This is a genomic window from Coprococcus sp. AF19-8AC, assembly GCF_003603115.1.
Lineage (GTDB): Bacteria > Bacillota > Clostridia > Lachnospirales > Lachnospiraceae > Coprococcus > Coprococcus aceti.
This window is the reverse complement of sequence record NZ_QTMI01000005.1, coordinates 40,815-63,243: the sequence shown is the minus strand read 5'-3', so window position 1 is coordinate 63,243 and position 22,429 is coordinate 40,815. Positions and strand designations below refer to the sequence as shown.

The 22,429-nt window shown below is 44.9% G+C and carries 21 protein-coding genes; 4 read left to right on the top strand and 17 right to left on the bottom strand.

Going from position 1 to position 22,429, the window contains the following annotated elements; all coding sequences use genetic code 11:
- The first annotated feature begins 28 nt into the window (after positions 1 to 28).
- From DWX57_RS11955 to DWX57_RS11945, 3 genes are read left to right on the top strand one after another with little or no spacing between them, the layout of a single operon-like run.
- On the top strand, positions 29 to 856 hold the full coding sequence (locus DWX57_RS11955; protein WP_022216280.1) for a pyridoxamine kinase: 828 nt from the start codon (positions 29 to 31) through the stop codon (positions 854 to 856).
- A gap of 23 nt (positions 857 to 879) precedes the next feature.
- Complete coding sequence (locus DWX57_RS11950) at positions 880 to 1,539, top strand: TatD family nuclease-associated radical SAM protein (RefSeq protein ID WP_055147560.1); 660 nt, start codon at positions 880 to 882, stop codon at positions 1,537 to 1,539.
- Between the two features lie 38 nt (positions 1,540 to 1,577).
- Positions 1,578 to 2,456 carry a YitT family protein gene (locus DWX57_RS11945; RefSeq protein ID WP_117874483.1) on the top strand — a complete coding sequence of 293 codons (879 nt, stop codon included), beginning with the start codon at positions 1,578 to 1,580 and terminating at the stop codon, positions 2,454 to 2,456.
- Between the two features lie 92 nt (positions 2,457 to 2,548).
- On the opposite strand, the gene DWX57_RS11940 is transcribed toward DWX57_RS11945, so the two are convergent.
- From DWX57_RS11940 to DWX57_RS11925, 4 genes are all read right to left on the bottom strand, one after another.
- Positions 2,549 to 3,901, bottom strand: a complete 1,353-nt coding sequence (locus DWX57_RS11940; protein WP_117874482.1) for an MATE family efflux transporter — start codon at positions 3,899 to 3,901, stop codon at positions 2,549 to 2,551.
- A 105-nt stretch (positions 3,902 to 4,006) separates the two neighbouring features.
- On the bottom strand, positions 4,007 to 4,486 hold the full coding sequence (locus DWX57_RS11935) for a cyanase (protein WP_117874622.1): 480 nt from the start codon (positions 4,484 to 4,486) through the stop codon (positions 4,007 to 4,009).
- Positions 4,487 to 4,696: 210 nt separating this feature from the next.
- Positions 4,697 to 5,851: an SGNH/GDSL hydrolase family protein gene (locus tag DWX57_RS11930; RefSeq protein WP_117874481.1), complete on the bottom strand. Its 1,155-nt coding sequence runs from the start codon at positions 5,849 to 5,851 to the stop codon at positions 4,697 to 4,699.
- Between the two features lie 68 nt (positions 5,852 to 5,919).
- Entirely contained in the window at positions 5,920 to 6,966 is a 1,047-nt protein-coding gene (locus tag DWX57_RS11925; protein ID WP_120124394.1) for a GDSL-type esterase/lipase family protein, read from the bottom strand.
- Positions 6,967 to 7,221: 255 nt separating this feature from the next.
- On the opposite strand from DWX57_RS11925, the gene DWX57_RS11920 reads away from it, so the two are divergent.
- A complete protein-coding gene (locus DWX57_RS11920) occupies positions 7,222 to 8,583 on the top strand; it encodes an MATE family efflux transporter (RefSeq protein ID WP_022216274.1) in 1,362 nt (453 codons plus the stop codon).
- 85 nt (positions 8,584 to 8,668) lie between these two features.
- Here DWX57_RS11920 and DWX57_RS14175 read toward each other — a convergent pair whose 3' ends face one another.
- From DWX57_RS14175 to DWX57_RS11860, 13 genes are all read right to left on the bottom strand, one after another.
- Entirely contained in the window at positions 8,669 to 8,830 is a 162-nt protein-coding gene (locus tag DWX57_RS14175; protein WP_015533608.1) for a hypothetical protein, read from the bottom strand.
- 35 nt (positions 8,831 to 8,865) lie between these two features.
- Entirely contained in the window at positions 8,866 to 9,285 is a 420-nt protein-coding gene (locus DWX57_RS11915) for a hypothetical protein (RefSeq protein ID WP_055147572.1), read from the bottom strand.
- 120 nt (positions 9,286 to 9,405) lie between these two features.
- Complete coding sequence (locus DWX57_RS11910) at positions 9,406 to 9,684, bottom strand: TIGR04076 family protein (RefSeq protein ID WP_117550975.1); 279 nt, start codon at positions 9,682 to 9,684, stop codon at positions 9,406 to 9,408.
- Positions 9,681 to 10,499 carry a pyridoxamine kinase gene (locus DWX57_RS11905; protein WP_015533605.1) on the bottom strand — a complete coding sequence of 273 codons (819 nt, stop codon included), beginning with the start codon at positions 10,497 to 10,499 and terminating at the stop codon, positions 9,681 to 9,683. The genes DWX57_RS11910 and DWX57_RS11905 overlap by 4 nt, the downstream gene beginning before the upstream one ends.
- A 151-nt stretch (positions 10,500 to 10,650) precedes the next feature.
- Positions 10,651 to 12,840 carry an Eco57I restriction-modification methylase domain-containing protein gene (locus DWX57_RS11900; protein WP_120124388.1) on the bottom strand — a complete coding sequence of 730 codons (2,190 nt, stop codon included), beginning with the start codon at positions 12,838 to 12,840 and terminating at the stop codon, positions 10,651 to 10,653.
- Positions 12,841 to 12,915: 75 nt separating this feature from the next.
- Positions 12,916 to 13,419, bottom strand: a complete 504-nt coding sequence (locus tag DWX57_RS11895; RefSeq protein ID WP_120124385.1) for a DUF2798 domain-containing protein — start codon at positions 13,417 to 13,419, stop codon at positions 12,916 to 12,918.
- Between the two features lie 296 nt (positions 13,420 to 13,715).
- Positions 13,716 to 15,632 carry an ABC transporter ATP-binding protein gene (locus DWX57_RS11890; protein WP_207666527.1) on the bottom strand — a complete coding sequence of 639 codons (1,917 nt, stop codon included), beginning with the start codon at positions 15,630 to 15,632 and terminating at the stop codon, positions 13,716 to 13,718.
- Between the two features lie 60 nt (positions 15,633 to 15,692).
- Positions 15,693 to 17,444: an ABC transporter ATP-binding protein gene (locus tag DWX57_RS11885; RefSeq protein WP_015533601.1), complete on the bottom strand. Its 1,752-nt coding sequence runs from the start codon at positions 17,442 to 17,444 to the stop codon at positions 15,693 to 15,695.
- A 422-nt stretch (positions 17,445 to 17,866) separates the two neighbouring features.
- Positions 17,867 to 18,421: a phosphatase PAP2 family protein gene (locus tag DWX57_RS11880; RefSeq protein WP_199669326.1), complete on the bottom strand. Its 555-nt coding sequence runs from the start codon at positions 18,419 to 18,421 to the stop codon at positions 17,867 to 17,869.
- Entirely contained in the window at positions 18,421 to 18,762 is a 342-nt protein-coding gene (locus DWX57_RS11875) for a phenylpyruvate tautomerase MIF-related protein (RefSeq protein WP_015533597.1), read from the bottom strand. The genes DWX57_RS11880 and DWX57_RS11875 overlap by 1 nt, the downstream gene beginning before the upstream one ends.
- Before the next feature lie 251 nt (positions 18,763 to 19,013).
- Positions 19,014 to 20,987, bottom strand: coding sequence for an NAD(+) synthase (locus DWX57_RS11870; protein ID WP_120124381.1), 1,974 nt, complete (start codon positions 20,985 to 20,987; stop codon positions 19,014 to 19,016).
- Positions 20,988 to 21,023: 36 nt separating this feature from the next.
- Positions 21,024 to 21,482 (bottom strand): GtrA family protein, encoded by a 459-nt coding sequence (locus DWX57_RS11865; protein WP_119998053.1) that lies wholly within the window; start codon positions 21,480 to 21,482, stop codon positions 21,024 to 21,026.
- 2 nt (positions 21,483 to 21,484) lie between these two features.
- A complete protein-coding gene (locus DWX57_RS11860) occupies positions 21,485 to 22,426 on the bottom strand; it encodes a glycosyltransferase family 2 protein (RefSeq protein ID WP_117550995.1) in 942 nt (313 codons plus the stop codon).
- Positions 22,427 to 22,429 lie beyond the last annotated feature (3 nt).

Below are 22,429 nucleotides of genomic sequence, written 5' to 3'. Positions count from 1 at the left end.
CTATATTTATTGAATTTGGAGAACTAAGATGCAGAAAAAAATCGCTCTAATAAATGATGTTACAGGATTCGGAAGATGTTCCATCGCTGTCATGGCACCGATAGTGTCCGCCATGAAGATCCAGGCTGTCACTGTGCCGACAGCAATACTATCTACACATACACAGTTTCCTATATTTTACTTTGATGACTACACACCAAAAATGCGGGATTACATCCAGACCTACAAAGATCTGGAGCTGCAGTTCGATGCCATATCCACAGGATTTCTCGGCTCTGAGGAACAGGTTGATATAGTTATCGACTTTATCAAATACTTTAAAAACGAGAAGAATTTTGTTATCGTCGATCCCGTCATGGGTGACTACGGCAAGCTGTACCCAACCTATACCGCGTCTATGTGCAGCAAGATGAAGGAGCTTGTAAAATATGCCGACATTATCACTCCTAATCTGACGGAGCTTTGCACCCTCCTTGATCTTCCATATCCGGAGCACACTGTGACCGTGAACGAGCTAAGGCAAATGTGCATGACCCTGGCGGAGCAGGGACCGGAACATATCGTTGTGACAGGAATACATTTCAATAAGACTCAGATAGCCAACTTCATCTACAACAAGGATGAGGATTTCCAGATGGTCATGGTTGACAGGATCGGCGGCGACAGGAGCGGCACTGGAGATGTGATCGCAGCCATCATTGCGGGTATGTATCTGAACGGACACAGCGTCTATGAGTCCGTGAAAAAGGCCGCTTCATATGTATCAAAGTGCATAAGCTACTGCGTTGAGAACAATGTTCCGGAGAACTGGGGATTGTGCTTTGAGATGTACATGAAGGATCTGACGGAGGAATAACTTAAACGATTGGAGATTCAACTATGGTTTTATACACTGTAACCGGAAAAGTCGGTGAGGAAGGTTACCTCGACATTGCAAAGAGCGGGGATCTCACAGGCAAAAATATATATGTAAACATGACAAACAAATGTCCATGCAGCTGTGTGTTCTGCCTGAGGCAGACAAAAAAGCAGCAGGAGAACAATACTCTCTGGCTGAAGGATGGCGAGCCTTCTATAGAGGAGGTTCTGGAGCTTTTCTCAAAGTATGACCTGAATATCATAAATGAACTTGTATTTTGTGGATTTGGCGAGCCTCTTGAGAGACTTGAAGACGTGTGCGCGGTGATCGATTCACTGAAAAACACATATCCCAATCTCAAAGTCCGTCTCAACACCATCGGACTTGCCAATCTTATATATGGGAGAGATGTCACACCAGAGCTTGAGGGCCGATTCGACACTGTATCAATATCCCTGAACGCCCCTGATGAAAATGAATTTCTTGAACTGACCAGATCACGCTATGGAATCCAGTCCTACGCGGCCATCAAGGATTTTGCCGTTCTTGCCAAAAGGTACGTGCCACACGTTGTCATGACAGTTGTTGACAAGGTCATGCCCGAGGATAAGATCAAGCGATGCCGCCAGATATGCAAGGATTTAGGCGTGACTTTGAGGGTCCGTCCATTTGAAAATTAATCGCAATTTACAGTGACACTTACAAAGGAGGTACCGCTATGTTTCAATCTCTAGAGTTAAAACACCCAAGATTTTATCAGGTATTTCGCCTGTTCATCGTCGTATTTGCATCTATACTATACGCATGGAATCTCCGATGCTTTGCCAAGACCGCAGGGCTGTTTCCAAGCGGGTTCTCCGGAGCATCCCTGCTTCTCCAGAACATTGGAATAAAATTTCTGCACATAAGCGTGCCTTTTGCAGTTTTCAACATTGGGCTGAATCTGTTTCCCACATACATATCATACAAATATATCGGCAAAAGATTCACCCTCTATTCGATCATAGTCATACTTCTGTCGAGTATATTTGTGGATATCCTGCCATCATATGTATTTACGGACGACATAATGCTTGTAAGCCTGTTCGGCGGTCTCATCAATGGACTCGCCATCAGCCTGTGCCTGAACGTTGGAACCAGCACCGGGGGAACTGATTTCATCAGCATATTCCTGTCCCACCAGAAGGGTATAGATGCGTGGAACTACATACTGCTCGGAAACATCGTGATGCTGATCGCAGCCGGTGCACTGTTCGGCTGGTCAAAGGCTCTGTACTCCATCATCTACCAGTTCTGCAGCACGCAGGTGATCCAGCTTCTATATAAGAGATATAAGAAAGAAACGTTGTTCATCATCTCCGACAAATCAAATGAGATATATCACGCCATCAAAGATCTGACAAATCACGACGCCACATTATTCACCGGGATCGGCTGCTATGAGGAGAAGGAGAAAACCCTTATCTATTCTGTCATCAACGCCGAGGCAAAGCGTGAGCTCATCCCGATGATCCGTGGAATAGATGAGCACGCGTTTATCAACGTGGTCAAGACCGAGGAGCTGGACGGTAGATTCCATGATATTCCGCACGACTGATGATCAATGAACTGCCACTTGTATCCGAACGATCATAATACCTTTACGAAATGAACGCACAATAAACATTCCTATCACCAAATACATATCTCTTATAAGTTGGCCTTATACAGCGTACCGCACCTCTTCATCCACACAAATGCTCCCACGCATATCACTATGGATATAAATGATCCAGCCGGTGCCGCAAATCCCATCGGGAACAGGGTGTCTGGATACATGACAGATGCCAGATATGATCCCGGAATTCTTGCACATACTATGGCTATCATATTGTGAATAAACCCTATATAGGATTTGCCATAGGCACAGAAATATCCGGTGAAACTGAAATGTATTCCCGCAAATACGCAGTCCACTATATAACTGCTGATATACTGAACTCCCATCGCTACAACTACTTTGTTCTTACTAAAGAGTCCCACAAGTTCCGGTGCAAATATTTCAACTACCGCAATAGCTATGGCTCCGTATACCACTATGATCCCCAGCGCATACCTTAGTATCTGCTCCGCCCGGTCATGCTTTCCTGCGCCAATATTCTGTGCGGCAAGTGCCGATACTGTGGCGAGCATTGACGATGGAACTATGAAGATAAAGCTTATCATCTTCTCCACAACACCCACTGCCGCCGCGTCATTTACACCACGTTTATTCGCAATGACGGTTATGATGATGAATGCTATCTGTATGCATCCGTCCTGAACAGCCACCGGGAGACCGATCTTCACTATCTCGCCGAGCACGTTTTTTCTCGGAACAAAGTCATTTCTCGTGAGCTTCAGCCCGGTATTCATCCTCTTTATTGCGGCAAATGATATGATGACACTGAACGTCTGAGCCAGCGTTGTTCCAAGTGCTGCGCCAAGAGGGCCCATGCCGCAGGCGCCTATAAATATATAATCAAGTGCAATATTAAGGCCGCATGCAACCGCGATGAAGTACATTGGACTTTTGGAATCGCCGAGTCCCCTGAATATGGAACTTATCACGTTGTATGCTGTTATAAATGGAATTCCTATAAAGCAGACTATCAGGTAATCGGTGATTCCTTTTACAGCCTCCTTGGGTGTATCCATGACCGCAACTATTGGATTTATAAAAATGAGCAGCATTACTGTAAGTACTACTGATATTATCATGAAGATGGTGACTGTATTTCCGATGGCAGCCTGGGCATCCTGAAGCTTTTTTGCTCCCACTGCTTTTCCTATGACAACAGTTGTTCCCATGGCAAGACCAACCAAAATCACCGTGAGCATATGCATGACCTGAGATCCATTTGCAACCGCTGTGGTGGCCCCGGCATCATTGCCACAGAACTGTCCTATGATGAACAGATCCGCCATCCCATATAATGTTTGCAGAAAATAAGATAAAAGATAAGGCAGCGCAAAATACGCCATCGTCTTTGGCACACTTCCGGTCGTAAGGTTCTTCTCCATTATGTATGTCCTCGTCTTTCATGTTGATGGGGACGGAGATACCTGTCCCCTCCGTCCCCACATGATATTAAACCTTACAACAGTTGTAATGTCAACACATCAACTCTACCAAGGATACTGTCCTTTCTTGGCATATGGCAGGAGTTTTCCGTCAAACTTGATGATGACTCTGTGGTTGCCCTCGGCATCCTCAGTCACATCCACGTCAAGGCCAAAATCGATGGCACTCATGATGGCATTTCCGCCCTGCTCGTGGATTATGTCCTTGATGGCAGGACCATATGTATCAATGACCTCATGAAGTCTGTAGAGAATAGGATCCGTGTTGCCTTTATATGGGTGCTCTGCAAGAAATGCCGTGGCTGACTTATCTATTCCCAGTGCTTCTGCAAGCTTATCGCAATATTCTTCAGGCACATACTGCTGTCCCTCAAATGCTGATGCGAGCCATACTTTATTCACACCTATTTTCTCTGCCAGCGCCTCGTATGTGAGTCCGCTTGCCTTTTTTGCTGCCTTCATAGCGTCAAGTTCATCTGCGTGCTGCAATCTGATAAGATAATCTGCATTGTTCATCGGTGGCATAATATCATCCTCCTCAAAAATCTGTACGGATATAAAATCCATCATAAAAAAATAGAGGCACTGCAAGATTATGCAGTACCTCTTTGTACATCTGAGCTAATAATAGTCCTCTATCCCCAATATTGCAATACACAACATTATTTATTTTAATTTAATTCTTCAAATATCTATGCCAATCTGAACATTGTCATTCTCTTAATCACATACTTATCATGCAACTATTATGGACATAAGATAGAATGGTGTTGTACCCACACTCTCATCATCAAGAACCGTTATCTCAAGTGTGTGTTTCTTCTTCTCACCATGATGAAGCACAGGCTCTATATACAGACAGTCACCCCAGTCCTCATCAAAATTGCCATCAAGCAATATCGGATGTGCAGTATCCCCATCAAGCACAGCCTGCGCCCTGACCGCCGGTCTTGATATGGTCTTTCTGTACTGAATTCCTATGCAGCTTCCCTCAAGTTCAAATGTTATGCTATCACCGGCATGTACACCTGTCCATCCATTCTTGAAATGATCAAGGTGTCCCATCTTCTCATGAGTATCAGCCCTGAACCCTGAAAGCTTAGGACATATCTCGCGTATGGTAAGCCTCTTTGCATACTCATAAGCATTTGCGGTAACAGGGGTAGGAAGTACACATGAGCAGGCTGATTCGTCCTGGATATCATTCTCTGTGTCCGCGCCAGCATCTGCGGTATCCGTATTTGAGTCATCAGCCAAATTCTCATCTTGTATGAGATCCTCCATAATTCTCTCAAGAAACTTTGTTATCTCACCGGCTACCAGGCCATGTCCCTTGTCATTTGGATGAAGTCCATCCGGGGTTATGTCGATCCTGTTATATTCTCCCGCCTTCATCCGCCTGTATATGGTATCGTACACGCTCACATGCGGCACTCCATAATGATCTGCAAGTCGGTTGTGGATATCCTGGGTGCTCACACCCGTGTCGTAGAAAACGTTATTGAGCACCACCACCGCCGGTCTTGATGACCAGCAAAGCAGTGTTCTCAGCACACCTTCAAAGGTCTCTTCACAGTATATGTTATCCACATCATTTACGCTAAAATCCACCACAACTAGATCCGGCTGATACATGAGCACATCAGTGACCGCTCTTGACACCCCATAATAGGAATCCGTACCGCCGATTCCGCCATTCACATAATTGAACTTTGCCTGTGGAAATGTATCACACCACCACTTGTATACCCTGTATGCATAAGTATTTTCATGCTCCGTCGCCAAACTTCCCTGCGTTATCGAACCGCCAAGGAACCCTATTGTAAGTTCCTGTCCACTCTGGGCGCGCTGTATAACTGATTTTATTCTTTCAAGATCATAATTTTCCATGCTTTATCCTCCATATTTGAACATCAGCTCATTAATAATCCTATATTACCTCTAAGTTAGGATATAATTTAATTCCACCCCTCAATTTCGAGACCTTCTATATATTCGGCCAGCTCCGTTGCCATCTCACACGCCTCCGGTATCCTCAAATGTCCTGGCGTGCCGCATCCGTTTCTTCCATATACATAATGAGTTATCATTTTATCATTCATAGTGTCAACCACTTCATCTATAGCCTTGTCCCATGAACAGTCGTGACAGAGAAGTGTGGTACAGCAGATTATGTGTGCATCCGGATATGTCTTCCTGAGTTTTCCCAGAAATTTCATGTAATGGTCACGCCACGTTTCCGCCTGCCTGCCGTTATAGTCATTTTTCATAAAATCATACGGATGGTTGTCATTCTGTCCTATAGCAACTATAACAACCTGAGGTGTGTACTGGGAGAAATCCCACTTTGTCACCGGACCAAATGTAGGATTGTAGTGAATCTTATCCCACACACTTTCCATGCCAATCTGATTCGGCTCTTGGAACCATCCTATCCTGTCCATGAGAGCTATCCCTCCCTGGGCTATGTCATGAATCTGTGCTTTCAGCTTTCTTGCAGTAATCCACGCATACGAATACCAGCTGTTTGAATAACCGCCATTGTGTACCGGGTCTTCCTTTCCAACGCAGTCGACAGCCTCCGATACCTCGCCCGCTGACACCGAATCTCCATACACCTCTATTCGCCTGCCTGACAGCGGTTTCAAAGGAAGAAGTCTCTCCCCATCTCCAATCTCATACTCAAGTATTGTTACCTCATGGCATGCATCCTGTCTCTTGAAGAACAGCACACAATGTTCATTTGTATCGTTATCCGGAACCGCTATATCCAGTTCCGTGATCCCTTCTTTGTTCAAAAAATAACTTCTCTGTGACTGGTCAATTATACAGCCCAGATAATTGTTCCAGTAATTGTTTCTGTTGGACACCTTTATCTTAAGAGTATTGCCCGTAAATTTCATCTCCGCAGATGTACAAGGATATACCCACACCGGCTTCTCCGCATCTGTCCAGTCAATACGTCCTGTATACCTGATCATAACATCATTTGGCTTGATCTTCATAATATTGTCTCCTGTCATTCCATTTGTTCTATATACATTATACATTTCTGTTTTCATATTAGTTAAGCTCTACCTAATAGTCAAACTTAATTTAGTTAAATATTAATTATTTTTTAATCACTTTAAACAAAATATGATTGAGAAGGTAGTTTCATATCTATAACACACCCCCATATACGTCTATTGATTATTTTTAACTGCAGTTCTATTATATGAAAGTAAACTATTCAATACATTTTGTAAGGAATGAAATCTATGAAAAGAGTAAACTTTGAAAATGGAAAGATAACTCAAAATATACTCGGTGTGGCCATGCCTATGCTAGTGGCTCAGCTCATAAGTCTGCTGTACAACGTGATCGACCGGATCTACATAGCAAGAATACCTGATGTGGGCACCGCTGCTCTCGGCGGAGTCGGTCTCTGTTTCCCGATCACCATCATAATCACTGCCTTCAGCAATCTGTTTGGCAGTGGCGGTTCCCCTCTGTTCTCAATCAGAAGAGGGATGGGGGATGATAAAACCGCAGATACCATAATGAATACAGCCTTCACTATGTTATGTGGTGCTGCCATTATTCTCATGGCTGTCGGTATGATATTTGCAAGACCGCTGTTGGTCCTGTTCGGAGCATCGGAAAGCGCACTCACATATGCGTACCCATATATGATGATATATCTGCTTGGCACTCTGCCATCCATGGTATCAACAGGCATGAACCCATTCATCAATGCACAGGGATATTCTGTAACAGGTATGCTGACAGTGGCCGTCGGTGCTGCCGCCAACTGTATTCTCGATCCCGTATTTATATTTGTCCTACATCTCGGCGTCAGAGGTGCGGCCATAGCCACCGTGATATCGCAAATCATGTCTGCCGCTTTTGTCCTCTACTTTCTGAAGAACAAAGCCGAATTGCAGGTAAAGCTGCTTTCATTGGGACAATTCAGGGAGTGTGTGACATATGCAAAGGATATTGTCAGTCTGGGAACCGCTGGATTTGTGATGCAGCTCACAAACAGCCTTGTATCAATATGCTGTAACAGTGTCCTGTCACGTACTGGAGGCGATGTCTATGTGTCAGTCATGACCATCGTGTCAAGCGTCAGACAGATCGTCGAAACTCCTATCTGGTCAATAGCCGAAGGTGCTTCCCCAGTCATCAGCTACAATTATGGAGCCAGAAAGCCCGATCATGTCAAAAAATCCATAGCCATCATGTCTCTGCTTGCAGTGATATATATGGTCATAGCATGGGGAATCATCCTGATTGCTCCGGGAGCACTTATATCTGTATTCAGCTCAGACAGTTCACTTATAAGTGACTCCATCCCGGCTCTCAAAATATATTTCGCTGCATTTGCATTTATGCTGCTTCAGTATATCGGCCAGACTACTTTCAAATCGCTGAACAAGAAAAAGCAGGCGATTTTCTTCTCTCTGCTCAGAAAGGCGATCATCGTAGTCCCTCTTACATACCTGCTGCCGTATGCTTTCCATCTCGGAACAAATGGCGTATTCATGGCTGAACCTATATCAAATATACTCGGAGGAAGCGCATGCTTTTTCACAATGCTGTTAACCGTAATACCGGAGCTTAACCGGATGAAAAAATAAAAATGATCCCACAGATATCCATAATAATATCTGTGGGATCAATAATTCTCTCTCTATTTTATTGTCTGGTTAAACTGCTTATCATCTAAGCTGCCTTCTTATCCTGAGTCATGTCTTTTGCATCTGGAGCCGTGATATCCTCTGATTCACGGTGCATCTTCTCACCCCAGTTTTCGTCCACAAAGCATTTGATTGCTGCTGCAAGTGCTATAACCCCAAATGTATAAGCCAATATATCCATTGCCATAATTATCTCTCCTTCACTGGTAATCTCTATTACATTTAATTCCCAATGAAGGTGCGCTTTTTCCCGTCTGACCTGTGTATATATTCCAGGAGTATCCATCTGCGGCTGTTTGTCATCTCGGGATATCTGCCTGCAGATGCACATACACAGAATATCAGACTCAACAGCAATGCCGCAAGAACCGCCGACAGCATCCATGTATCGTCTATGGATTCTTCTGAATTTCCAGTCCGTATGTTTCTTGTCTGGATCACAAGCCCCGCAGAACTGTCAACCATGAGCACATCGTTGTTCCCGGCGTCTATTCCCCGACTCTCACCAAGCAATGATACCGAATGCGCAGAATAATTCCTGACATTCGGGTTGTAAAGCCCACAAACTCCAAGATATGAGACGCACATAACCACAGCAATTATCCATGCATATATATTGTAATGCGCTCTGCATCCTGCCATATGTGCCACCTCCCATACTTGATAAATACATCTGTCTTACTTACCATGTATTATATTATATAAGGGAGTTTTTTTCTTCCGATACACCGCTTCTTTAGCTGTCTCTTTGCCGTTTATTTGTCAATTTTTATCCTGCTCAGACTGGACAACCTCTATCCTGAACACATTGATCGTGTCCACATCAGGACAACAGAACACTGCAGTTCCCGGCTCATTTCCCGGGATGGTTCCACCATATCTAAGAATATCCACATATGGAAATGCCACATGCATGGCCATGGGACAGAGCTGCCCTCGCTCAGTATCAAAATCGTAGCTGTCACCTATCTTATGCCCCCTGTGGCAGCCGTGAGGGCCTTTGCGGTCTATGAGTGTTATCTTGATCTGCGGTCTGCTCATTCCGTTATCACCTCTATGTACTGCTCAAGCGGGATTCCCTTATACTTGTCAACATTGTCCTTGTTCAAGGCTATAAGCTTCTCCACCACTTTCATGGCTGACTGCACACTGTCTTCTATGCTGTGTCCGCCTCTGTACTTTCCGATAAGCACAGCAGAGAATATATCACCGGTTCCCGGAAATCTCACAGGAATCTCTGTATATGGGAACACGTTCATTTTGTCTGTCTCGCCATCCAACAGGAGAGTGCTTGTCTGTCCATCTATATTCACGCTGGTAATAACTACGGTCTTTGCTCCATATCCGTGAAGCGTATGTGCCAGATCTTCGGCCTCCGCCATGGTCAGTATCCTCTTGTCAGTGTATTTGCTGGCAAGAAATGCTGCTTCTGTGCAGTTTGGCACTATGAGATCCGCCACTTTGCACATCTGTCTCATATAGCCAACCGTATTCTCCGTAACACCGTTGTACAGGATTCCGTCATCGCCCATGATCGGATCGACAAATATAAACGCACCCTGGTCTTTCTTCTTCTCACAGAACTCAGCCACAAGCCTGGTCTGTTCCTCCGATACAAGAAATCCGGTTGCTATGGTGTCAAATGTAAATCCAAGCTCACCCCACACTCTCATGCTGTTCTTCATATAGCCGGTGGTCTCAAGAATATCGAATTTACCGTAGTCCAGTGTGTTTGACACAAGGGCTGTCGGCAGGTTGTACACCTGAAATTTCATGTTGGACATGATCGGTATCATGGCTGACAGTGCCACTTTTCCGTAGCCTGCCATATCATTTATAAGAAGTATATTGTTCATCATCTCTTCCTCTTTCTTATTATTAATGGAACATGCGCATTTTTATAGGCGTCCCGCGCGGCGTATGCGTGCTTCGTAAGGAATCCCCAGCCTTGACGGCGGGTTCCCATTACAAAAATTTTATTTAAAATGTATCATATTCCATCTACCTTTATAACATATATCTGTTTCCAGATAAAGTCCGTCTGATGAACTCATAATCTTCATCGCTCACACCATACAGTCTTCGCACGGCATCATCGATCTCGTCATACAGATCACCCCTGTGCTCACATGTCATAAGGTTGTCCGTCATTTGGATGATCTCCTGCTGCGACCTCACATCTGCCAACGGTATCGGAATTGATTCAATATGAGACCTCAGCACCTTTACCACATGATACCGCTTCTCATACATATACTGTGCCACCCGGGAGTTAAGCACAGCCATGATATACTTCATGTCCAGCCTTTCCACACGTGGAATGACCACATTGCAGCTGTTAAGCGTAAGTCTCTGCCTGTCATCATATGCAAATACCAACTGGCGGTTGATGAATCTGTATATCAGTTTCTCCGGTGCACGGTAAAGCTTGGCAGGTGCCGCCTGCTGGTACAAAGCCAGATCCGGATCCACGTATTTACCAGAATCCTGATACCTGTACCTGTACACATCTGAACCAGTCACCACCGGCTCCATTCCATCAAGACAGTCGTTTGACAAATATCTCTTATTGTCCCCTGTCACAATACCCAGAGCAAAATCCGCCCGTTCCTTAAGGCACACACAATTCTCCGCAGCTTCTAGTTTTGCCAGAAGACGGTACTCCTCATCATTTATTCTGAGCGCAAATCCATGAGCGTCCAGTGGCCTGTCGTCTCTGATGACAAATGCTTCACCGTTTTTCTCGATCTCTGCCCCCTCGCAGTGGCCGGCATCACGGCTTTTCTCAAGTCTCAAAGTCACTGCAGGACACTGAACGCCAGAAAATACATCACCAACAAAATTCACATGTCTCACATTTGCCGACTCTGCTATGATCTGTCTGACTGCGCTGTGATTTCTCACGTCAAGCAATGCCTCCGGAAGCACAAATGCAAGCGCACCTCCGTATTCCAGCAATTCAAGAGCTCTCTCTACGAACACATCGTATGATTCAATGCCTTTTCCCTGAGCTGTCCTGTATGCCGTTTTCAGGTATCTCCGCATATCACTGCCAAATGCATATCCCCACGGAGGATTTCCGATTATAATGTCGAATCCGTGATCTGTAAATTCTCTAAGTTCTTTAAATTCTTTATTTCCTCTATGTTCTTCATATTCACCGCTGTCTTCTGACACAAACAACTCCTTTATAAGGAAATCATTGCATGCCACATTCTCACATATAGTCTGTATGCCTGCGGTCTCAGTGAAAACGTCTTTATCTGTCAGTCTGTTCAGTGCCAGATTGAACCTTGCAAGCTGTACGCTGAATTCATCTATATCACATGCATATATGTTGCAAAGCTCTATATCATCCGGCAGCTGTATCAGAAAATTGCCTGTTCCGCAGCATGGATCCAGAAGCCGCTGCTTCCTTCTCTCATCACCATTTTCCATGTCACTATACACATCATCCAGCATCTTCCTGACTATATCCGTCGGGGTGTAATATGATCCCGCCGCCTTGCGGCTTCCAATATCCCTTATGGACATATAAAGCAATCCAGGTACATCCTCTCCATTCTGATACTCATAGTGGATATCAAAGAATTCTCTGTTAGCCTTTATCCAATCTGCAGTTTTCCCAGGGTTCCCGATTATATCGTCAATCAGAACATTCCAGACACCAGCCTGAATTCTTCCATCAATATATGCCATGAGAAGTTCATTCTCTGCATAGCAAGCTATCACCGGATAATCCTCTGTTCCGGAGCCAGCCTCTTTCTGTGCCATTGCGGTTTGGGCGTCACTATATTTGTCGCGTACTACAGCCCCACTGCTTATCAGCAGCTTAAGTGCGCAGTCAGCCAGTAGAGCTCTCATAACAGTCTCTGTCACGCATACCCCCCGCTCTGCAAGTAGATCCGCAAGTCTTTTTACCTCATGTGCGCTTACACAGTCCTCGGACACGTATCTGTCATACAGACATTTCCCGGACACGTATCCCTTATTCCTGCGGCTGCGAAGTGACTGACGTTTCCCCGTTCTCAGTGATTCATTTACAGACCTGACATAGTCCTCGGTGAAATACACCGCACCATCAGGCTGCTTGCCCTGTGATTCAATTTTCCCAAGTCTGAGCCAATTTCTACCCGTTGCCCTCGATATGGAGAGCTGTTGACACAGATCGCCCAGCGTTATATGTATATCACTCACTACTCTTCCTCTGTCCTAAAAACTACAATTTGAACGGATTGTAACACCTCACGCGGGCTTTGTCTACACTTTTGGTTAAGCCTCTGGCTGTGGCTCATTTGATGTCTCGGCGCATCCTGCTCCCGAAAGCTGTTTCTTAAATATGGTTCTGAATATCAATCTCACAAGCGGTCCGCAATAGCAGAGCTGCCAGAGCAGTGCAACAGGGAGATTCATTCCCCATGTCTGGATAAGTGTACCAACACTTGGTGAATCCTTGAACAAAACAGTTGCTATAAGGCTCATGATTGGACACATCATTATGCAGATGTAGAATGATATCATGAAGGTTATCACCTGTGGTCTGTCAGTCGGTCTCACGATCTTGAATGCAAGCATTGGTGCAAGCTTTCCAACCACGAAAAGCTCAAGCACTATAGCTATCGGCCACATGATCGGCATCTCATGAAGTGCCATGACAAATGTCTGATTGGTGAAACCTCCTGTGCTTAATGCTACATTGTAGCAGATCATTCCATAGACCATGAACATGGCCATGATTGTTGTGAATACGAATTCCTGTAATTTGTTTTGTGGCATAATAATTTCCTCCTTACGAAAATAATATTGAGCATGCGCATTCAAAAGCGCTTCGCGCAGGCGCATGCGTGCTTCGCAACATGTCGTCAAGCGTAGCTTGATGACCTGCGCGCACATCAGTGCGCTTCCTCTGCAAGGATTCCTCCCGCTTACGCGGGCCCCTCCTTACGAAAATAAAAAGCCCAACGAAACTTTCATCTCGTTGAGCTTAACTGCGACTACCATTAATTGCCCTTATGGTAGCACAAATATTTTTAAATTGCAAGTAATTTTCTGTTTTTTATAAACAATTCGGCTTACGCCTGCCCAGCTACGGCCTTCTTGCCAGTGTACAGCTGATAATATCTGCCCTTCATATCTATGAGCTGGTCGTGGGTGCCTCTCTCTATGATGCGTCCCTGCTCCATGACCATGATGCAGTCTGCATCCTTGACCGTGGAAAGTCTGTGCGCTATGACAAATGACGTTCTTCCCTCCATGAGGGCATCCATTCCCCTTGATACCATGGCCTCAGTTCTCGTATCGATGGATGATGTAGCCTCATCAAGGATCAATGCCGGTGGATCCGCAACCGCTGCCCTTGCAATCGCAAGAAGCTGTCTCTGTCCTTGACTGAGGTTTGAACCATCGCCAGTAAGGATTGTGTTATAACCGTCAGGAAGTCGCTTTATGAAATCGTGAGCATTTGCAAGCTTTGCAGCCTTGATGCACTCCTCATCCGTGGCATCCAGCTTGCCATATCTTATGTTGTCCATGACTGTTCCTGTGAACAGATGTGTATCCTGAAGCACTATTCCAAGGCTTCGTCTGAGATCCGGCTTTCTGATCTTGCCTATGTTGATATTGTCGTACCTTATCTTGCCGTCCTGTATATCGTAGAACCTGTTTATCAGATTGGTTATCGTCGTCTTGCCCGCACCTGTACTTCCGACAAATGCTATCTTCTGACCAGGCTTTGCATACATATTGATGTCGTGAAGAACAATCTTATCCGGATTGTAACCGAAGTCAACATTCTCAAATTCAACCTCACCTGTGAGCTCCCTGTATGTGATCTCGCCAGTCTCATGCCTGTGTCTCCAAGCCCAGAGTCCGGTCCTCTCCTCAGTCTCTGTGAGATTGCCATCTGCATCCTTCTTTGCATTTACCAGCTCAACATAGCCCTCGTCCTCCTCAGGCTTCTCGTCTGTCATGGTAAATACCCTGTCAGCTCCGGCAGCCGCCATGACTATGGCGTTGATCTGCTGGCTTATCTGCGTCACCGGCATCGTAAAGCTCTTGTTAAGCGTCAGGAATGCCACAAGCGTTCCTATGGTAAGACCTGACCAGCCATTTACTGCAAGTACACCTCCCAGCACTGCGCAAAGAACGTAGCTTATATTTCCAAGGTTTGCATTCACCGGCATGGTGATGTTGGCTATCATATTGGCCTTGTAGGCGCTGTCCTGAAGAGATCTGTTCAACTTGCAGAAATCATCATATGCCTTTTCCTCGTGGCAGAACACCTTGACAACCTTCTGTCCACTCATCATTTCCTCTATATAGCCGTTGACCTTTCCAAGATCCTGCTGCTGCTTCATGAAGTATCTTCCCGACTTCGCGCCCAAGCTCGACGTCGCCTTTATCATGATAAGTACCATGACGACTGACAGCACCGTGAGCGGTATATCAAGAACTATCATCGCAATGAGTGTTGAGATAAATGTGATGCTTGAGTTGATAAGCTGCGGCATACTCTGACTTATGACCTGACGGAGTGTGTCAACATCATTGGTGTACACCGACATGATATCTCCATGTGCATGTGTGTCAAAGAAAGATATCGGAAGAGATTCCATTCGCTCAAAGAGCTGAACTCTGAGCCTCTTCATGGTTCCCTGAGTCACATTTACCATGATCCTGTTGTACGCGTATGCGCAGATTATTCCCAGCACAAGTATAAGTCCAAGCCCCAGCATCCTGTGGGCCAGGGGACCATAATCAGGTGAGCTCTGTTTCATCATCGGTTCAATATATACATCGATAAGTTTCTGCATGAACATCGATATACTCAGTATCGCAAGCGCCGATATAAGTATGCTGACCACAACCGTAATACATGCCAGCTTGTATTCCTTAAGAATATATCTGATCAGCCTTCCAAGTGCCTTCATGGGATTTTTGCCCTGATCCTTTCCAGGTCTCTTCAGCCCTGCATCCACTTTATCATCCATCTTATTTTCACTGTATTTCTCTGTATTTCCTGTCATTACACTGCCTCCTTTCCTTCATAATTAATTCATCTTCTCATCGAAATCACCGCCGCCAGACATCTGTACGTCGTAGATCTCCTTATATATCGTGTTGTTCTTTAACAGATTCTCATGTGTGTCGAAGCCGCTGACCATTCCGTTATCCAGAACTATGATCCTGTCAGCATCCTGCACACTTGATATTCTCTGGGATATGATGATCTTGGTGGTGTTCGGTATCTTGGTTGCAAATGCCTGCCTGATCTTCGCATCCGTAGCGGTGTCAACTGCGCTTGTGGAATCATCGAGAATGAGTACCTTCGGGCTCTTGAGCAGCGCTCTGGCAATACAGAGTCTCTGCTTCTGACCACCAGACACATTGCTTCCGCCCTGCTCGATCCAGGTGTTATATCCATCCGGCATCCTGTCTATGAACTCATCCGCACAGGCAAGCTCGCACACCTCACGGCACTCATTCTCCGTGGCATCCGCCTTGCCCCATCTCAGGTTATCAAGTATCGTACCCGAAAACAGCACATTCTTCTGGAGCACAACCGCCACTTCATTTCGGATGACCTCCATATCGTAATCACGCACGTCATGTCCTCCGACACAGACCGAACCACCGTCCGGTTTCACATCATACAGTCTGCTTATCAGATTGACAAATGTCGACTTACCACATCCGGTTCCACCTATCACGCCGACCGTCTCACCGGATTTTATGTGAATATCTATATCTTTCAGTGTATCCTCCGCACTTCCGGCCTTATACACGAAGTCCACATGGTTGAAATCTATTCTTCCATCAGGGACCTCCATGATCGGCTCATCAGGATTGGTCATGGTAGGTGTCTCCTCAAGGACCTCAGATATTCGTCTCATACTTGCCATACTCATGGAGATCATGACAAATACCATGGACAGCATCATCAGCGACATCATCATACTCATGACATAGCTGAAAAGTGATGTAAGATTTCCAGTTGTCATGCTACCACTGACTATGAAGTGTGCTCCGATCCACGACAGGAGCATCATACATGTAAAGATGACAAACATCATGATAGGATTGTTGAAAGCCAGCAGACTCTCAGCCTTTATGGACAGTTCCGCAAGAACCTCTGCTGCCTTCCCAAACTTCTTATCCTCATATTCTTCCCTGACAAATGCCTTTACAACTCTTATCGCTGATACATTTTCCTGAACACTGGCATTCAGGTTATCATAGTTTCTGAACACCTCGTCAAATATAGGTGTTACCTTGAATATGATGAAGAACAATCCAAATGCAAGAACCACAAGTGCTGCCACAAATACAAGTGACAGCTCCACGTTGATTGTAAAGCACATTATCATACTGCAAATGAGCATGAGTGGCGCACGGACTGCGATTCGTATGAGCATCTGGTACGCGTTCTGTACATTTGTCACATCAGTCGTCATACGTGTTATAAGACTGGCGGTGCTGAACTTGTCGATATTTGTAAATGAAAATTCCTGTACGTTCCTGTACATGCCCTCCCTCAGATTGCATGCAAATCCCGTCGATGCGCTGGCAGCGAATTTGCCCGCCATCACTCCAAAGAAAAGGCTTAGGAAAGCCAGTACAAGCATGAGTCCGCCATACATATACACCTTGCTCATGTCCTGTCCGTTGATTCCTTCGTCAATTATTTTGGCGGTCACAAATGGAATGAGGATCTCCATGAAGACCTCTGCCGCCGTAAAAACAGGTGTAAGTATCGAGTCCTTCTTGTACTCGCCCACCTGACCAAGCAATGTTTTGATCATTCTATTTCCTCCTTGTTTCAGTTTGAAATGCTGACAGAATCCTCAGATGCACAAAATCAGGAATTTGATTTATGATATGCGATATCTGATCGTCAGCTATGTGTGATTTGACGCAAGTTGCATAAATATTAATACTTCTATTTTTTAATGTCAATAGTATACAGAGGCGTTTTGTTTGTGAAATTTCTGTGTATTTAAAGTATTTAAAGACATATTAAAATAAGGCATATGAACATCTTTTTAGTCCATATGCCTCATTTTATAGAGATCTAATATGTAATTTCCGCTCTTTTTCAAGATATTCCTGAATCTCCAAAGTCAATGTCTTCAAAACTGTCTACCACTCATGATTGTATTTCTCCAAACCAACGACTCGCCAAATCATGTTGCTCATGGAAATCTTTATCCTCACAATCTGGTTTTCACTGATTTTCTATATCTGTACCTGCCGCCCTGGCTGCAAGCTTCTTATCAATCGCTCTAAGTATAAATCCTGCTGCCACTCCGGATGCCACTCCTACCACTATACCACCCAGAATATCCGTCGGAAAATGTACATACAGATACATCCTTGAAAAAGCAATAAACACAGCCACAACACATGCTATACTGCCCAAAAGCTTCTCTTTCCTCATGAACAACGCCGTGACAGCCGCAAATGATGCCGCCGTGTGTCCCGATGGGAAGGAATAATCCTTTGGTTTCTTCACTATCAGATCTGTAAAATTCGCCACATCATATGGTCTTGTCCTGGCGACCAGATTCTTTAACAGGCAGTTGGTTATGAGAAGATCAAGGATAAGTGCGATGGCCATGCACAGCCCTGCCTTCCTCGTCTTTGGAATGATCAGCAGCACAGCCGCCAGCACTATCCACAGTATTCCCGCATTTCCAAGGGATGTGATCGCCACCATGATCTTGTCAAGCCATGGGGTATGTATATTCTGGAGAGCGTCAAGGACTTCTATCTCCCACATCAGAAATTACCGCCGTTCCAGCCCCAGTCATGTACGCCGTGGTAAGTCACGTACACCGCATTTCCCGGGATTCCAAGTACATCTGCAAATATATCGCAGATCTTTCCTGTCATGGCATCACATGCCTTAGGAGTCACATCACCGAATACGCTGACTTCCACATATGCACCCTTATCAAGTTTCTTTCCGCCCATGAACAGGTCGTATCCATCGTTGATGCCGACCATAAGGTAGCTCTCCGTCTTGTTCATCGTTGTTATCGCCTGACCGAGACTGCTCTTGAGAGTCTCCTTCTGGTCATCGCTCATCTTCACTGTAACCTTTGAATCTATAAATGGCATTTCTTTGTCCTCCTAAATTATATTATTCATATAAAATATATACACGACTTTTGTAGACATTTGTCTTTGTATGCTATATTGTGGCAAAATCATAATAGCACTACCAAATCAGGGGAATACGATGCCGCCGGTCCTTAGGTGGCGCAACAGGCGGCACCTTAGTACCGTTGCAGGCTGAGTTAAGCGGGAGCGACCCCTGATTGGTATGCTATTATGATTCTGCCATATTAATAACTATCCCAGGCAAATGTCTACAAAAAGTCCTCAAATTCTATCTCAGACGGCAGTCTCAGATCTCCTCTCGGGCTGACCGATACGGTTCCGACCTTCACGCCATCCGGCATACAGTTCCTCTTGAACTGCTGGCGGAAGAATCTCGTGTAGAATACCTTCTGCCATTTGTCGATCTCGCTGTCTGAGAAATTGTACTCGTCACTCTGTCTTACAGCCTCCTTGCACAACTCATTTACCTCCTCAGGGGACATTCCATATCGAAGTGTATAATATAAGAAGAAATCGTGCAGGATGTATGATCCCACGGTGTCCTCCGTCTTCTGCGCGATGGTTCCGTCCGGGTTCGGTGGAAGCAGCTCCGGGCTGACCGGTGTGTCTATGATATCGTCTATGATCGGCGCGATGCCCTCAAATCCATCCACCTCCATGAAGTGTCCAACCTCATTCACAAGTGAGCGCACCAGAGTCTTTGGTATACTTGTATTCACAGCATACATGCTCATATGGTCGCCGTTGAAGGTGCACCAGCCAAGTGCCAGCTCCGAGAGATCTCCGGTTCCAACCACGAATCCACCCTCCTTGTTGGCGACATCCATGAGTATCTGTGTTCTCTCCCTCGCCTGACAGTTCTCGTAAGTTATGTCATGCACGCTCTCATCCTGTCCGATATCGGCAAAATGCTGTCTCACCGATGCAGCTATGCTTATCTCTCTGCTGTCACAGCCGAGCAGTCTCATGAGTTCCGTAGAATTATTCTTCGTCCTGTTTGTCGTTCCAAATCCCGGCATGGTGATTCCCACGACAGTTGTAGATGGAAGTCCCGCATTCTTCACCGCCTGTGCCGAAACCAGCAGAGCCAGTGTGGAATCAAGTCCGCCTGACACTCCCACGACCACACATTTGCAGTGGGTCGCCTCTATCCTTCTCTGAAGTCCGGCAACCTGCATCTTGAATATCGCCATGCACCTCTCAAGCTTATTTCCCGATGGGACAAATGGTGTCATCTTCACCTTCATGAGCACATTTCCTTTGTCCATGAGTGGGGTATCGCACACCACCGTCTCATACTTTCTGAATGCGAAATCACGCTTGCAGTCGGCAAATGACTTGTTTGCTATCCTGTCGTGTCTGATCTTGGTGAGACTTATATCCCTTATCAGCACCCCTTCCTCAAATGGCTTTACCTCGCCGAGGAGCTTGCCGTTCTCGTACATCAGATTGTGTCCTGAAAATACCAGATCCGATGTGGACTCGTACATTCCCGCCGACACATACACATATCCGCACAGGCAGTCCGACGACACACTTCCTATCAGCTTGTGCCTGTATGCAGCCTTTCCGATGACCTCATTTGACGCGGAAAGATTGAGTATGACCTCTGCTCCCGCCATGGCGAGAAGTCTTCCCGGTGACACAGGCGTCCAGGCATCCTCACATATCTCTATACCAAGCTTTACTCTCTGGTCTCCGCTGCCCATATCTATCATCACATTATTGCCAAACAGCACTTCACTGCCAACAGCCCTGCTGCCATCATATTCAAGCTCATCTCCATCATCTTCCGGATCCATGAGATTTACCATCACCGCATCATACTTTCTGGCTGAGAACCATCTCTTCTCGTAGAACTCGCCATAGTTTGGAAGGTAAGTCTTCGGCACGATGGCCATGACTCTTCCGCCCTGCAGGAACGCCGCACAGTTGAACAGCTCCCCGTCCACCTCAAATGGCAGACCGACCACCAGTGCCGACTGACCGGTACAAGTCGCCATGGCAAGCTGAAGAAGACCTCTTCTCGCGCCATCTATGAGCTTTCTGTTCTCAAACAGATCCGCACAGGTATATCCCGTGATAGACAACTCTGGCGTCACTATGACATCCGCAGCATCCTTATACTCTTCATATATATCCATTATCTCTCTGACATTTCCGCTGACACTTCCGATATGAACCTTCGGCGTAACGGCCGCCACACGCAGCATATTCTTCATGTATGAATTCCTCCTTACATTTGGCTTTCATCTTGTTTAGTCTTTCTTAAATATAATCAACTTACTTATGATGTAATTAAGTAATATAACGATAATCTGTGCAACAATCTTAACTACCATACTATCAAAACCAAGTATAGATATAAATACTAATAGAATTACTTCTTCTACTACCAATGTAATTATTCGTCCACCAAAAAAGGCTGCCATCTGCTTCAGAAAGTCTTGCACACCACTTGTAGGAGAATCAAAAACCCATATACGATTTGTCAAAAAAGCAAATAATACAGTAATTATCCACGATAAAATATTCGCTATCAACTCATTGATACCCAAATACACATTAAATAGTGCATAAGTACAAATGCTTACTATAAAACTTAATCCTCCAAATACTAAATATAAAATCACTTCTTTATACTTACTATATAGTGGTTCAAATACTCTTAGCCCCGGAAGTTCAAATATTTTATCAAAAATATCCTTTTTTTTCATTGCTAATTAACCTTCTTTGAATTCTTGTCATTCGTTTCAGATATTATATAGTGTGGTCTCTTTTTTGTTTCCAAGTACATCTTAGCTATATACTGCCCCATTATTCCTAAACAGAAAAGCTGTATTCCACCTATAAATATGATTACACATATTATAGATGCCCATCCGGCAACAGGATCTCCGAATACCAATCTTCTGACTATCACCAAAATAAGGCTTAAAAAGCCCACAAAAGTCATTGCCATTCCAAACCAAGAGGCCACTGAAAGAGGAGCTTGTGAAAAATTAATAATGCCATCTATTGCATATTTCAGCAGTTTCCAAAAACTCCAGCTAGTCTCACCGGCAACTCTTTCAATATTCTCATACGGCAGCCAATATGTATTGAAACCGATCCACCCAAATATGCCTTTTGAAAACCTATTATACTCGCCCATTTCCACTATGGCATCGACCATTTCGCGCTTCATAAGACGGAAGTCTCTTGCTCCGTCCACAATATCGGCATCTGATATTTTATTAATGATCTGATAAAACTTACGGGCAAACCAGCTTCTGATTTTTGGCTCGCCTTTACGATCAGCCCGCCTTGTAGCTACTGAGTCGTATTCTCCGGATTCCAGAATTTTTAACATCTGTGGTAACAATGATGGTGGATCCTGCATATCAGCATCCATAACAGCTACATAATCCCCCTTTGCATTACAAAAGCCCGCATACATTGCAGCCTCTTTGCCAAAATTTCTTGAGAAAGAATGGTACTTAACATGTTCATCTTTTGCAGAAAGCTCCCTCATTATTTCCAATGTTTTATCTTTTGAACCATCATTTACGAGCAATAGCTCATATTCTACCCCCATATTTCTTACTACCTTTGTTACTTCATCATAAAAAATCGGTAGTGATTCTTGCTCATTATAACAAGGAACTATTAAACTAATCATCAC

Bases quoted from the DNA above. Each gene is read 5' to 3' on its own strand.
- DWX57_RS11955 (WP_022216280.1), top strand. From the start codon at position 29: ATGCAGAAAAAAATCGCTCTAATAAATGATGTTACAGGATTCGGAAGA.
- DWX57_RS11915 (WP_055147572.1), bottom strand. From the start codon at position 9,285: ATGGCAGGATGCAGAGCGCATTACAATATATATGCATGGATAATTGCT.
- DWX57_RS11860 (WP_117550995.1), bottom strand. From the start codon at position 22,426: ATGATTAGTTTAATAGTTCCTTGTTATAATGAGCAAGAATCACTACCG.
- DWX57_RS11890 (WP_207666527.1), bottom strand. From the start codon at position 15,632: ATGGATGATAAAGTGGATGCAGGGCTGAAGAGACCTGGAAAGGATCAG.
- DWX57_RS11865 (WP_119998053.1), bottom strand. From the start codon at position 21,482: ATGAAAAAAAAGGATATTTTTGATAAAATATTTGAACTTCCGGGGCTA.
- DWX57_RS11880 (WP_199669326.1), bottom strand. From the start codon at position 18,421: ATGTGGGAGATAGAAGTCCTTGACGCTCTCCAGAATATACATACCCCA.
- DWX57_RS11945 (WP_117874483.1), top strand. From the start codon at position 1,578: ATGTTTCAATCTCTAGAGTTAAAACACCCAAGATTTTATCAGGTATTT.
- DWX57_RS11910 (WP_117550975.1), bottom strand. From the start codon at position 9,684: ATGAGCAGACCGCAGATCAAGATAACACTCATAGACCGCAAAGGCCCT.
- DWX57_RS11875 (WP_015533597.1), bottom strand. From the start codon at position 18,762: ATGCCATTTATAGATTCAAAGGTTACAGTGAAGATGAGCGATGACCAG.
- DWX57_RS14175 (WP_015533608.1), bottom strand. From the start codon at position 8,830: ATGGCAATGGATATATTGGCTTATACATTTGGGGTTATAGCACTTGCA.
- DWX57_RS11935 (WP_117874622.1), bottom strand. From the start codon at position 4,486: ATGCCACCGATGAACAATGCAGATTATCTTATCAGATTGCAGCACGCA.
- DWX57_RS11925 (WP_120124394.1), bottom strand. From the start codon at position 6,966: ATGAAGATCAAGCCAAATGATGTTATGATCAGGTATACAGGACGTATT.
- DWX57_RS11920 (WP_022216274.1), top strand. From the start codon at position 7,222: ATGAAAAGAGTAAACTTTGAAAATGGAAAGATAACTCAAAATATACTC.
- DWX57_RS11905 (WP_015533605.1), bottom strand. From the start codon at position 10,499: ATGAACAATATACTTCTTATAAATGATATGGCAGGCTACGGAAAAGTG.
- DWX57_RS11895 (WP_120124385.1), bottom strand. From the start codon at position 13,419: ATGCCACAAAACAAATTACAGGAATTCGTATTCACAACAATCATGGCC.
- DWX57_RS11885 (WP_015533601.1), bottom strand. From the start codon at position 17,444: ATGATCAAAACATTGCTTGGTCAGGTGGGCGAGTACAAGAAGGACTCG.
- DWX57_RS11870 (WP_120124381.1), bottom strand. From the start codon at position 20,987: ATGAAGAATATGCTGCGTGTGGCGGCCGTTACGCCGAAGGTTCATATC.
- DWX57_RS11930 (WP_117874481.1), bottom strand. From the start codon at position 5,851: ATGGAAAATTATGATCTTGAAAGAATAAAATCAGTTATACAGCGCGCC.
- DWX57_RS11950 (WP_055147560.1), top strand. From the start codon at position 880: ATGGTTTTATACACTGTAACCGGAAAAGTCGGTGAGGAAGGTTACCTC.
- DWX57_RS11940 (WP_117874482.1), bottom strand. From the start codon at position 3,901: ATGGAGAAGAACCTTACGACCGGAAGTGTGCCAAAGACGATGGCGTAT.